Origin of the sequence: Klebsiella sp. 64 (assembly GCF_018223915.1) — a bacterium.
GTDB classification, from domain to species: domain Bacteria; phylum Pseudomonadota; class Gammaproteobacteria; order Enterobacterales; family Enterobacteriaceae; genus Klebsiella; species Klebsiella pneumoniae.
Genome location: NZ_JAGRQZ010000025.1, coordinates 201,181 through 212,989, shown reverse-complemented (window position 1 = coordinate 212,989; position 11,809 = coordinate 201,181). Strand labels below are relative to the sequence as shown.

Sequence of the window (11,809 nt, the reverse complement as noted above, 5' to 3'; positions counted from 1 at the left end):
CTGATAAGGGGCAAACAGGGTGTAGAAGATATGGTCGCGCAGACGCACCGGGATCATTTTGGCGTTATAGGTCTGGTTTTGCTTCAGGCTAAAGACCTGCGAGGTCCCGGACTTCGCCGCGATCTGATACGGCGCAGTATGAAACAGCTTATAGCCGGTGCCGTTGGGCTGATTCGCCATCCCATACATGCCGTTGCGCACAATGCCCCAGTACGGGGATTTCGGGTCACCCACCTGCGGCAGGTTCGCCGGCTGCTGATAACGTTCCACATGGTTGCCCTGCTTCATCGAATAGAGCAGATGCGGATCCTGTACTTTACCATTGTTCAGCAGAGTGGTAAGCGCCTTCACCATCTGAATTGGCGTGGCGATCCAGTACCCCTGGCCGATGCCGACCGAGATGGTGTCCCCCTGATACCAGGGCTTTTTATGCACCCGCTGTTTCCACTCCCGGCTGGGCAGCACCCCGGCATACTCCTCATTAAGGTCGATGCCGGTGGACTGGCCGTAACCAAACTTGCTCAGCCACTCATGGATCCGGTCAATGCCCATCTCGAAAGCGACCTGATAGAAAAAGGTGTCCGCCGACTCTTCGATGGCTTTGGTCACGTTGAGCATGCCGTGGCCGGTCTTCAGCCAGTCGCGGTAGCGGCGTTGCGTGCCCGGCAGCGTCCACGTCGGCGCCCCGAAGAAGGTGGTGTTCGGGGTGATGACCCCTGCGGAGAGCGCCGACAGCGCCATATAGGGCTTCACCGTCGAGGCCGGGGGATACAGCCCCTGGGTGACGCGGTTGATCAGCGGCCGGTCCGGATTATCGAGCAGCGATTTATAGGCCTGATAGCCAATGCCTTTGACGAACGGATTAGGATCGTAGCTGGGGCTGGAGACCATCGCCAGCACGCCGCCATCCCGGGGATCGACCACCACCACCGCCGCCCGCTGTCCCTTCAGCACCGACTCAATATACTGCTGGAGATGAAGGTCGAGAGTCAGATAGAGGTTTTTTCCGGCCACCGGCGGCACCTCTTTCAGTAGACGCACCACCCGGCCGTGGTTATCCACCTCCACTTCCTGATAGCCGGTGGTGCCGTGGAGCGCTTTTTCATAATAGCCCTCGATGCCCTGCTTACCGATATTGCGGTCGGCGGCGTAGTTCTCCTCTTCGCCGTTTTTCGCCAGCCGCTGCAGATCGCTGTCGTTGATTTTCGACACATAGCCCACCACGTGCGCCAGCTCTGCGCCGTAGGGGTATTCCCGTTGTTGGTAGCTCTCCACCGTCACGCCGGGGAAGCGGAATTCGTTGACCGCGAAGCGGGCCACCTCCACATCGCTGAGGTCTGACTTGAGGGTGACCGCTTTGTAGCGGCTGGTGTGGTGCATATCGTCGCGAAAGCTGGCGATGTCGTCCGGCGTCAGGTCGACGATAGGCGTCAGCTGCTGCAACAGCGCGGCCATATCGGGAATTTTGCTCGGGATCACCTGCAGGCGATACAGGGTGATATTCTGCACCAGCGGAATGCCGTTGCGATCGAATATCAGCCCGCGGCTGGGGGCGATGGGCAGCATTTTGATGTCGTTCTGGTTTGACCGGGTCTGGTAAAAATCGTGCTGCTCCACCTGCAGATGGTAGAGGTTAACGATCAGCACGCCAAAGCAGACCACCACCAGCAGAAAAGCAATTGCGGCCCGGCGGATAAACAGCATCTCTTCCGCGGAGTGGTCGCGAATTTCATCTCTCAAAAGGGGCATTAGCGGTACATCACCTGAATCACTGGAAAAGCCAACGGCGTAACGGCCGGGAAGCATAGCCTTATCGCAGCGTCAGCCCTACTGAAAGGTTGCTAATGATCTGGCAGAAATGTTTCAGCATGTTAGAGGGATCGTTATTCTTAACCTTGCCCGTGACGCGTCAGGCTATATTCACGATGCCCGACGCGTCGGCGCAGCTCACTGTTCTGCGCGGGCTGCCTCGTGGGAGGTAGCCGACTTCCCTGAGGTATAGATTAAGTACAGCGCGAGGGCCAGACATATCACCGCCGCCAGTCGCGCCGGCGAGAACGCCATCGTGCTGTTGCCCAGCCAGCCAAAGTTGTCGATCAGCAGGCTCATCGTCAGCTGGCCAAAGATCACCGCCACGGTAGCCGTAGCGGTGCCTATCCGCTGCACCGCCAGCACCATAATGACGATGTAGGGCACGCCGCAAAAAGCGCCCAGCAGCTGCCACTTAGGCACCTGTAGCAGGTTTACCGACGTCGCTGGAGCAAAAAACAGGATCAGCAATCCCGTCACCAGCGCGCCGGTGGCGAAGGTTAAAAAGGCGCTGCGCAGCACCCCCACCTGGCTGCCAAGACGGCCATTTATCGCCGCCTGGACGCTAAGCAATGCGCCGCCGCACAGTGCCAGAATGATCACTATCGTATCCATTTCCCCTCCTTAACCCAGAGCCACCAGCAGTAACGCCGCCATAATCAACATCAGCGCCATGGCGCGCCGCGGATCGATTTTGCGCCGTGGGCTGCCGAATAACCCGTAATGGTCGATCGCCAGGCTTTTCGCCACCTGACCCGCCAGGATGCCGATCATGGTCATGGCAATACCAATCACCGGCGTCGCCACGGTCAAGATCACCACGTACCCCGCCCCCAACAGACCGCCGGTGAGTTGCCAGCCGGGCAGAGAAAAGAACGACGGGCTGCTACGCGGGCTGAAAAAGAGCATCAGAAAAAAGGTTAACACTGCGCCAATCCCAAAGATGCTCATGGTTGCCCACAGATCCCCCACCTGGCTCGCCAGCGGCCCCAGCAGGCCGGCCTCGACCGATAATCCCATGCCGCCGGCAATCACTAATAAAATGAATAATAACGCCATTACTGCGCCTCCTCTGTACAACAGGCGGCTGAGGATAAAACAGCGTGCTGATGCGATAAACGGTATAATGCAGAAAACACTATTGCAGGAATTGCACAGATGGCCGATGCCAGCAGCGTCGATTTTCGCGCCCTTCAGCTTTTCATCGCGGTTTACGATAACCAGAGTTTTTCCGTAGTGGCCCGCCGCGAAGGGGTCTCTCCCTCGTTGATCTCGCGAACCATCCAGCAGCTGGAAGATGCCCTCGGGCAGCAGCTGTTCTACCGCAACACCCGTGCCGTGGTACCGACCGAAGCAGGACGCCTTTTCGCAGCGTCCGCCCGGGAACTGCTGGGACAGTACGCCGACGCGCAACGGGCGTTACAGGATCGGGCACAGGTCCCCGGCGGACTGGTGCGGATCAATGCGCCGGTCTACTTTGGTCAGCGGCATATCGCCCCCTGGCTTCCGGAACTGGCGGCCCGGCATCCCAAACTGCAGTTTGACCTGACGCTGACCGACGATTTTATCGATCCCCATCGCGATGCGACGGATATCCTTTTTCGCATCAGCAGCCTGCCGGACGCGGGCTATCACGCCAGAGTGTTTGGCAGCCAGCGCTATTACCTGACCGCCTCCCCGGAGTATGTTTCACGGTACGGCAGCCCGACTTCGCCGGAGGCATTGCATCAACATCGCACGCTGGTGTATGGCGGTTCGCAGGGAGCCAACCGCTGGCTGTTTCGCCAGCGCGAAGAGGCATGGGTGCACTATCCGTTGACCCCGCTCATGACCTCGAACAATGCCGATGCCCTGCTCACTTCAGCCATCGGCGGGATGGGGATCGTGTTATTTCCCGACTGGATGGTCAGCGAAGCGCTGCACAACGGGACATTAGTCACGCTGATGGATCGCTATTCGGCGGCCATCAGCCACACGCCATCGTATATCGCGGCGATTTATCCTTATACCCGCCATCCCTCTCTCAACGTGCGGACAGTGATTGACTATTTTGCCGACGTGTTTGGATCGCCGCCCTACTGGCAGCGCTAATGCGAGTTTCGTAGTAAAACTTGTCATATCTCAAACAATTAGCATTCCTTCGCCCAGCTTGACGCGGATCGTTTCCTTTGCCGCCTCGTTACGGCTATGGTTACTAATGAGGTTAATCTCAATCTCCAGGCCGACACGGTCCCACCAGGGGGTTGCCTAACCCTTCATTGAACGGAAATAGCTATTAAATCCGTAGATTCATTCAAATATCGCTTATTGGTAGCAGTGTATATCGTAACGGCATTCACAAAAGCAAACGGAGCCTGATATGAGCACGTCTAACGACCCATCCAACAATGCATCCGCCGGGAAGTGCCCTTTCCACGCCGAGACGCCAAAACAGAGCGCCGGCAGCGGCACCGCCAACCGCGACTGGTGGCCGAACCAGCTGCGTGTCGATCTGTTAAACCAGCACTCCAATCGCTCCAACCCGTTGGGTGAGAATTTTAACTACAGGGAAGAGTTTAAAAAGCTCGATTACTCCGCGCTGAAGGCTGATCTCAGAGCGCTGCTGACCGATTCGCAAGAGTGGTGGCCGGCAGACTGGGGTAGCTATATTGGCTTGTTTATTCGTATGGCCTGGCACGGCGCCGGCACCTACCGCACCGTTGACGGTCGCGGCGGCGCAGGTCGTGGACAGCAGCGCTTTGCCCCCCTGAACTCCTGGCCTGACAACGTCAGCCTCGATAAGGCCCGCCGTCTGCTGTGGCCGGTGAAACAGAAATATGGCCAGAAAATCTCCTGGGCCGACCTTTACATGCTGGCGGGTAACGTCGCTCTGGAAAACGCCGGCTTCCGCACCTTTGGCTTTGGCGCCGGTCGCGAAGACGTCTGGGAACCGGATCTCGACGTCGACTGGGGCGATGAGAAAGAGTGGCTGGCCCACCGTCATCCGGAAAGCCTGGCGAAACAGGCCATCGGCGCCACCGAAATGGGTCTGATTTATGTCAACCCGGAAGGTCCGAACGCCAGCGGCGAGCCGCTGTCCGCCGCGGCGGCCATTCGCGCCACCTTCGGCAATATGGCGATGGACGATGAAGAGATCGTCGCGCTGATCGCCGGCGGCCATACGCTGGGCAAAACCCACGGCGCCGCAGAAACCAGCCACGTCGGCGCCGAGCCGGAAGCCGCGCCGCTGGAAGCGCAGGGTCTGGGCTGGCACTCCAGCTACGGCAGCGGCGCAGGCGCGGACGCCATCACCTCCGGTCTGGAAGTGGTCTGGACGCAGACGCCCACCCAGTGGAGCAACTACTTTTTCGAAAACCTGTTCAAATACGAATGGGTGCAGACCCGCAGCCCGGCTGGCGCGATCCAGTTCGAAGCCAAAGACGCGCCGGAGATTATCCCGGATCCGTTTAACCCGGAGAAAAAGCGCAAACCGACCATGCTGGTCACCGACCTGACCCTGCGCTTCGACCCGGAGTTTGAAAAAATCTCCCGTCGCTTCCTCAACGATCCGCAGGCCTTTAACGAGGCGTTCGCCCGGGCGTGGTTCAAGCTGACCCACCGTGATATGGGGCCAAAATCCCGTTACCTCGGGCCGGAAGTGCCGAAAGAAGATCTGATTTGGCAGGATCCGCTGCCGGCAGCGACCCATCAGCCGAGCGCGGAAGATATCGCCAGCCTGAAAAGCGCCATCGCCGGCGCCGGCCTGTCGGTCAGTGAGCTGGTCTCGGTCGCCTGGGCGTCCGCCTCCACCTTCCGCGGCGGCGATAAACGCGGCGGCGCTAACGGCGCGCGTCTGGCGCTGGCCCCGCAGAAAGACTGGCCGGTTAACGCCATCGCCAGCCGGGTGCTGCCGACCCTGCAGGCGATCCAGCGCGCCTCCGGCAAAGCGTCGCTGGCCGATATTATCGTGCTGGCCGGCGTGGTCGGCGTTGAGCAGGCGGCCGCTGCCGCCGGCGTCAGCGTCAATGTGCCGTTTACCCCAGGCCGCGTCGACGCTCTGCCTGAGCAGACCGACGTCGAGTCGTTTGATCTGCTGCAGCCGCTGGCGGATGGCTTCCGCAACTATCGCCGTATCGAAGGCGGTGTCTCGACGGAAACCCTGCTGATCGATAAAGCGCAGCAGCTGACGCTAACCGCCCCGGAAATGACCGTGCTGGTCGGTGGCTTGCGCGTACTGGGCGCGAACTACGACGGCAGCAAACACGGGGTGTTTACCGACCGCGTCGGCGTGCTCAGCAATGACTTCTTCGTTAATCTGCTTGATATGGCTACCGTCTGGAAAGCGGCCGATGATAACGCGGAGCTGTTTACCGGCAGCGACCGTAAAACCGGCGAAGCGAAGTACAGCGCCACCCGCGTGGACCTGGTGTTTGGCTCCAACTCGGTACTGCGCGCCCTGGCGGAAGTGTACGCCTGCGCCGACGGTCAGCAGAAGCTGGTGCATGACTTCGTTGCCGCCTGGACCAAGGTGATGAACCTCGACCGCTTCGATCTGTAATCCTCTCGCCCCGGCTCCCGCCGGGGCGTTTTTCTTATACCGCCCGCGGCAGCTGTTGCAGGCGACTCCGCGTTCGTTGAATATCCTCCAGTTCCACCCCTGCCACCAGCGTCTCCAGGTCGCAGCGGGTCACCAGCAGCAGGCGGATCTGCTTTTCATACAGCACATCAATCACATTGATAAAGCGCTGCTGGGCCGCCGGCCCCACCGTAGCCAATGGCGGCACCTCGTCCAGTAGCCAGACGGCATAGCTTTCGCAGAGCGTCAGATAGTCCATCACCGCCGTGGCGGCCTGACAAAGCTGGGTAAAGGTGAAGTGCAGCAACGCGGGCGACGCCGCGGCCGCCAGCATCGTGCGATAGCCTACCGTCAGCGAAACCGGTTCGCCAGGCAGCGACGGCAGGTCATACAGCTGACGCTGTTGTGCATTCGGATTAACCCACATCCGCCCGCTGCAGAAGGCGTTATCCTGGCTCAGATGCCGTTCGCGATAATCCTCCTCGCCGTTCAGCGCCACCACCGTTAGATGGGCGCGGATCAGCGCGATCGACGGTAAAAAGCGATCGTGATACAGCGGATTGGGCAGCAGCATCTCCGGCGGGTAGTTTGAGGTGGCCAGCAGCACGATACCGTGTTGAAAGAGGTGTTCCAGCAAGGCTTTAATCAGCATGGCGTCGCCGGGGTCGTGCAGATGAAATTCGTCGAAGCATAGCAGGCGGCAACCGGATGTCATCTGCCTCATCACCGTCTGCAGGTCGGGCGCTCCGGGGGCATTCAGCCGCTGGTGCAGTTCGCGGAAGAAGTGATGAAAATGGACCCGCCGCCTGGCGGCGAGCGGCAGGCTGGCGAAAAAGTGGTCGAGGATAAAGCTTTTCCCTCGCCCGGTACGTCCCCAGACGTATACCCCCTGCGGCCTGCCTGTCGTGGACACCAACTGCTGACCGAGGGCGTCAAGGCGGGCGATGAGTGACAGCTGATCGTCGTCCAGCGTCAGACGCGCCCGCGCCGCCTGCTCGGCCATCACGCGGGTAAAACGAAAATCAGCCGTCACCTCTGTGGGACCAGATTCCGAGGGTACACATCCATTATTTAACATTCTTATAACCTCCTGCGAGGAGGCCATTCTAGCCGCTTTCCCGCGGGATGGCGAATCGCGCGACGAGCGGCCGTTTCCGCTGCTCCGCCGCCAGCCCCTACGCCTCTCCGACACGCCAGTGCACCGATGTGACGTTCTGCTGAACGCCCATCTGCGCCATAATTTGCGCCAGCGTTTTTTGGTGCTGCTTATGGCTAATCAGCTGCGCGCAAATCTCCAGATGGTCCGCGGTGTCCGCCGCCGCCGACTGCAATCCCTGCAGGGTAAACCGCTGCTGCTGCGCAATATTCAGCAACAGCTGACGCACGGCATTTTCATGTTCGCGCAGACAGGTGACGCGTAAGACATAGCGTTTCTCTTCGTCACCGGCCCCCGGCAAGGCATGAATGCGCTGCGCCGCCTCGCGCAGCAGGATATTGGCGCACAGAATAATCAGCGTAGCCGCCGTCGCGTTCCAGAACTGTCCCAGGCCGCAGAGTACGCCGATCCCGGCCGAACACCACAGCGTGGCGGCGGTATTGAGGCCGCGGACGTTCATGCCATCGCGCATAATCACCCCTGCCCCAAGGAAGCCGATACCGGAGACGATCTGCGCTGCAATACGCCCCGGGCTGTCCGGCGAGGCCGACATCGCGCTGAGAATAAACACCGCCGCGCCGGTGGCCACCAGGGCATTGGTGCGTAAACCGGCCATACGTTGCCGCCACTGTCGTTCCGCGCCGATCAGCGCCCCCAACAACATTGCCGCGAGTAAATGAGTCATATAAGGAAATACCATCGCGCCTTCCTCCAGAAAACAGAAAGCCCAAAATTACAGATGTAGCGCTCAGCCGCGCCGGGCGATTAGCGGGTGGATGATGGTGGAGGAAATAAGGGTCTGGAAAACATAAACATAACGCTGCCTCTCGCGCTCAATGGCGCATAAATTATTGAGGGAGGCAATCCGGAACTGAGAGATTGCTGCCCGCCGGGACGGCAAGCAGCGAAATGATCGCGTTAGCTTGCCGGAAAATCGCAATAAGGGTGACTGTCCAACGTATGACTCCTGAATAAAAGTGGGCACATTATAGCCCGGGGTAATGATGGGTAAAGCACGAAAACGCCGCCGGTGACGATTCGTTTAGTTTGTCTTTCGCGGGTCCTGCGTAGCGTGACATCGCCAGGCGACTAAAATGCCGTCAGCGGTGATTTACTTCAATTCCGTCGCTGGGATGCGGCGAAAACCAGCATGAATATCAACTTTATGTCTCCCCAGCGCGATCTTACGCTAAAGAATGTCGCTAAGGCTAAGGATTAAAAATTTAAAACTATTAACAATCAATTAACATTAGCAGGCAAACCATTCTTCCTGAGGAACACAACACCATGTCTACCACCCAGGTTCTCGGCGAAACGCCCTATGCTTCGCCAGGACAACCGCACGCCAGCTTAACCGGACGCATTGATGCGCTGCCCGCCTCATTTGGGTTATGGTCGTTTATTACCCTGCTCTCACTTGGCGGCTTCTTTGAGCTCTACGATCTCTTCCAGACCGGGTATATCAGCGCGGGCCTGCTGGCGGAGGGCATTTTCCACACCGGACAGGCGGGCATCTTCGGCATCGCCGACCAGGCGGCCTTCGCCTCCGCCACCTTTATGGGGCTGTTTATCGGCGCCAGTCTGCTGGCGCCGCTGGCGGACAAACTGGGCCGCCGCCTGACCTTTATGGTGGCGCTCGCCTGGTACGGTCTTTTTTCGCTGCTGATGGCGACGCAGAGTAGCGCGGAAGGGGTGATCTTCTTCCGCTTTCTGGTGGGGATCGGCCTCGGCATTGAGCTGGTGACCATTGATACCTATCTCAGCGAATGGGTGCCAACCCATCTGCGCAATAAAGCCTTTGCCTTTGCCTTCTTCATCCAGTTCCTCTCGGTTCCGGCAGTGGCGCTGATGTCCTGGATGCTGGTGCCGACCACCCTGTTCGGCCTCAGCGGCTGGCGCTGGGTGATCATCTTTGGCGCACTGTTCTCGCTGGCGATCTGGTTTATCCGCAAAAAGCTACCGGAGTCAGCCCGCTGGCTGGAAAGCAAAGGGCGGCATGATGACGCGCATACGGTGATGTGTGAGATGGAAGCCCGCTGCGGCCTGACGCCGTCGCCAAAGCATGCGCATGCGGCACAGAGCGTCGTCAAACGCGGCACCTTCCGCGAAATCTGGGCGCCGCAGTATCGGCAGCGCACCCTGATGCTGATGGTGATGAACTTCTTCCAGGCGATCGGTTTCTTCGGCTTTGGCAACTGGCTGCCGGCGCTGCTCTCCGGTCAGGGCGCCAGCATCACCCATAGCCTGCTGTACGCCTTCTTTATCACCCTCGCCTATCCGCTGGGCTGTCTGTTCTGCACCCGCTTCGTGCATCGCTTTGAAAACAAGTGGCAGATTGTCCTCTCCGCGCTGATGACCGTTATCTTCGGCACCCTGTTCGCTCTGCAAAACAGTCCGATCCTGTTGGTGATCTGCGGGTTTATGATCACCTGGTCCAACGCCTGGCTGACCATCAGCTACCACGCCTACCAGGCCGAGGTCTTCCCGACCCATATTCGCGCCCGCGCCGTCGGCTTCTGCTACTCGTTCAGCCGGCTCTCGACCGCGGTGACCAGCATTCTGATCGGCATTATTCTGCAATACGCCGGCACGCCGGGGGTGATTAGCTTTATCGTCGTCAGTATGCTGATGGTGATGCTGTCGGTGGGGATCTTCGGCCCGAGAACGCGCGGCATTCGTCTGGAGAATATCTGATGGCGGTCGCCGCCGAGGGTGCCGGCGGCGACATATTTTATCAGTTGCGATGTTGCAGCTGGCGCTGAACCTCAATAAGCTCCGCGATCAACTCCCGCGCAAGCATAGAGGTCATTATATGATCCTGGGCATGTACCAGAATAAGATTAACCGGTACTTTGCCACAGCCCTCATCCATACCGATAAGCATGGTTTGTACATCATGCGCGCGTTTTGCGGCATCTGCGGCGTCCTGCATCAGCCTATCAACGTCCTGCCACACTCCTTTTCTGGCGGCTTGCAGCGCCTGCATCGCCAGACTGCGGGACTCACCGGCGTTAATGATGAGTTCCATGACGGTTGCTTCCATATCCATACGGTTTCCCTACTTGTTAAGTGAATGACGACTGTTGCCATAGTTAATATTTGTGATGTGTACTGCAGGAGGGATAAAAAATTGTCATTAAGGCTTGTAACTTCTGGACAGCATTAAGCGGCGCCGCAATACCACTTTTACCAACGGTCCAGCATCACCGGGGCTATATTGACACTCTCCCATCAGAGGGGCGTTTAGGCATTTTAGTGACAAGCCGCCAGGTCGGCGGCCCGGCCTCAGCCAAATATCCCCTGCGCCTCGGCGAAGCATTTTTCCGCCAGGGTCGAGATTGGTTCCTGCTGGCGCATAATCAGCGCCAGCTGTGAATCAACATGGGTTTCGGCGATCGGCAGAATTTCAAGATTATCGCTTAGCGCTTCGAGGCCGTTGTTAAGCGGCATAATGGCGCAGCAGATCCCCGCCTGCACCGCCTGGATAATCTGAAACGTCGAATCACTTTCAAAGACATACCTCGGCGTTAGCCCTTTGGCCTTAAAGCTGATTTCAATCGATTCCCGGTAATACATCCCCTTGGTCAGAAAGCCGAGGGGCAGCGTCGCCAGCGTCTCCCATCCCGGCGTCCCGGCGCTGAAGTCGAAATGGCGTTTATCGTGCAGGAGCCCCATCCGGGTTTGCGGCAAGCGAGCAATCTTGAACTGACCTTCATCCAGATGCTGCAGATAACAAATCCCCAGATCCAGCTGATTACGGCTGACGCCATCGATAATCTGCTCCGAGGTCATCGACAACAGGCTGAACTGCAGCGCCGGATATTTCTCCGCCAGGGGTTTAATCAACTGCATCGGATTGAGGCTCGCCAGCGGCACCATACCGACCCGCAGCTGGCCGACCATCTGCCCGCGACAGATGGCCGCCTCTGCCGCCAGGCCGTCATGAGCGGCCAGCACCGCCCGCGCCCAGGCCAGGATCCGCTCTCCCTCCGGGGTAAAACCTTCAAAGCGTTGGCCGCGCTGGATCAGCGTCAGGTTCAGCTCCTCTTCCAGGTTACGAATGCGCATGGAGAGCGTCGGCTGGGTAATATGACAGGCCGCCGCCGCCTGGCCAAAATGGCGCGTCTGATCGAGCGCGATCAAATACTTGAGTTGCTTAATATCCATTCTCTTTCCCGTTTGAACCCCGCAGTTCACCCCCGGGGCCGCGCACAGGTTACCAGAATGTTAGTTTCGCTAGCGATAAATTCAAGCGAGGACATCACGAGGTGCTGCGGGGCGCAGGACGG

10 protein-coding genes are annotated in these 11,809 nt (G+C 58.9%); 3 read left to right on the top strand and 7 right to left on the bottom strand.

Annotation, left to right across the window (positions count from 1 at the left end; translation table 11 throughout):
- The 3 genes from mrdA to KHQ23_RS17975 all read right to left on the bottom strand — a co-directional run.
- Nucleotides 1-1,749: penicillin-binding protein 2 (gene mrdA / locus KHQ23_RS17985; protein ID WP_199906145.1), on the bottom strand; the 1,749-nt coding region annotated here is incomplete at its 3' end.
- 198 nt (nt 1,750-1,947) lie between these two features.
- Nucleotides 1,948-2,424 (bottom strand): DMT family transporter, encoded by a 477-nt coding sequence (locus KHQ23_RS17980; RefSeq protein WP_004143692.1) that lies wholly within the window; start codon nt 2,422-2,424, stop codon nt 1,948-1,950.
- A gap of 9 nt (nt 2,425-2,433) precedes the next feature.
- Complete coding sequence (locus KHQ23_RS17975; RefSeq protein ID WP_002905764.1) at nt 2,434-2,868, bottom strand: DMT family transporter; 435 nt, start codon at nt 2,866-2,868, stop codon at nt 2,434-2,436.
- A gap of 99 nt (nt 2,869-2,967) precedes the next feature.
- Here KHQ23_RS17975 and KHQ23_RS17970 point away from each other — a divergent pair, with 99 nt between their 5' ends.
- Together KHQ23_RS17970 and katG are read left to right on the top strand one after the other, a co-directional pair.
- Entirely contained in the window at nt 2,968-3,900 is a 933-nt protein-coding gene (locus KHQ23_RS17970) for a LysR family transcriptional regulator (protein WP_002905767.1), read from the top strand.
- Nucleotides 3,901-4,168: 268 nt separating this feature from the next.
- Nucleotides 4,169-6,346: a catalase/peroxidase HPI gene (gene katG / locus KHQ23_RS17965; protein WP_004180028.1), complete on the top strand. Its 2,178-nt coding sequence runs from the start codon at nt 4,169-4,171 to the stop codon at nt 6,344-6,346.
- Nucleotides 6,347-6,380: 34 nt separating this feature from the next.
- Here the strand turns inward: katG and zapE are convergent, their stop codons facing one another.
- Entirely contained in the window at nt 6,381-7,442 is a 1,062-nt protein-coding gene (zapE, locus tag KHQ23_RS17960) for a cell division protein ZapE (RefSeq protein ID WP_032434598.1), read from the bottom strand.
- Nucleotides 7,443-7,539: 97 nt separating this feature from the next.
- Nucleotides 7,540-8,220 carry an MgtC family protein gene (locus KHQ23_RS17955; RefSeq protein WP_002906011.1) on the bottom strand — a complete coding sequence of 227 codons (681 nt, stop codon included), beginning with the start codon at nt 8,218-8,220 and terminating at the stop codon, nt 7,540-7,542.
- Between the two features lie 587 nt (nt 8,221-8,807).
- Here KHQ23_RS17955 and KHQ23_RS17950 point away from each other — a divergent pair.
- Nucleotides 8,808-10,214, top strand: a complete 1,407-nt coding sequence (locus KHQ23_RS17950) for an MFS transporter (RefSeq protein ID WP_004143698.1) — start codon at nt 8,808-8,810, stop codon at nt 10,212-10,214.
- 40 nt (nt 10,215-10,254) lie between these two features.
- Here the strand turns inward: KHQ23_RS17950 and KHQ23_RS17945 are convergent, their stop codons facing one another.
- Nucleotides 10,255-10,569 (bottom strand): PTS lactose/cellobiose transporter subunit IIA, encoded by a 315-nt coding sequence (locus tag KHQ23_RS17945; RefSeq protein WP_004180041.1) that lies wholly within the window; start codon nt 10,567-10,569, stop codon nt 10,255-10,257.
- A 236-nt stretch (nt 10,570-10,805) separates the two neighbouring features.
- The gene (locus KHQ23_RS17940; protein ID WP_032434600.1) at nt 10,806-11,687 is read right to left on the bottom strand and encodes a LysR family transcriptional regulator; all 882 of its coding nucleotides are present in this window, start codon (nt 11,685-11,687) and stop codon (nt 10,806-10,808) included.
- Between the last annotated feature and the right edge of the window lie 122 nt (nt 11,688-11,809).

Excerpts from the sequence above, each read along its gene's own strand:
- KHQ23_RS17980 (WP_004143692.1), bottom strand. The coding sequence starts at position 2,424 with ATGGATACGATAGTGATCATTCTGGCACTGTGCGGCGGCGCATTGCTT.
- KHQ23_RS17975 (WP_002905764.1), bottom strand. The coding sequence starts at position 2,868 with ATGGCGTTATTATTCATTTTATTAGTGATTGCCGGCGGCATGGGATTA.
- KHQ23_RS17970 (WP_002905767.1), top strand. The coding sequence starts at position 2,968 with ATGGCCGATGCCAGCAGCGTCGATTTTCGCGCCCTTCAGCTTTTCATC.
- katG (WP_004180028.1), top strand. The coding sequence starts at position 4,169 with ATGAGCACGTCTAACGACCCATCCAACAATGCATCCGCCGGGAAGTGC.
- zapE (WP_032434598.1), bottom strand. The coding sequence starts at position 7,442 with ATGTTAAATAATGGATGTGTACCCTCGGAATCTGGTCCCACAGAGGTG.
- KHQ23_RS17955 (WP_002906011.1), bottom strand. The coding sequence starts at position 8,220 with ATGGTATTTCCTTATATGACTCATTTACTCGCGGCAATGTTGTTGGGG.
- KHQ23_RS17950 (WP_004143698.1), top strand. The coding sequence starts at position 8,808 with ATGTCTACCACCCAGGTTCTCGGCGAAACGCCCTATGCTTCGCCAGGA.
- KHQ23_RS17945 (WP_004180041.1), bottom strand. The coding sequence starts at position 10,569 with ATGGATATGGAAGCAACCGTCATGGAACTCATCATTAACGCCGGTGAG.
- KHQ23_RS17940 (WP_032434600.1), bottom strand. The coding sequence starts at position 11,687 with ATGGATATTAAGCAACTCAAGTATTTGATCGCGCTCGATCAGACGCGC.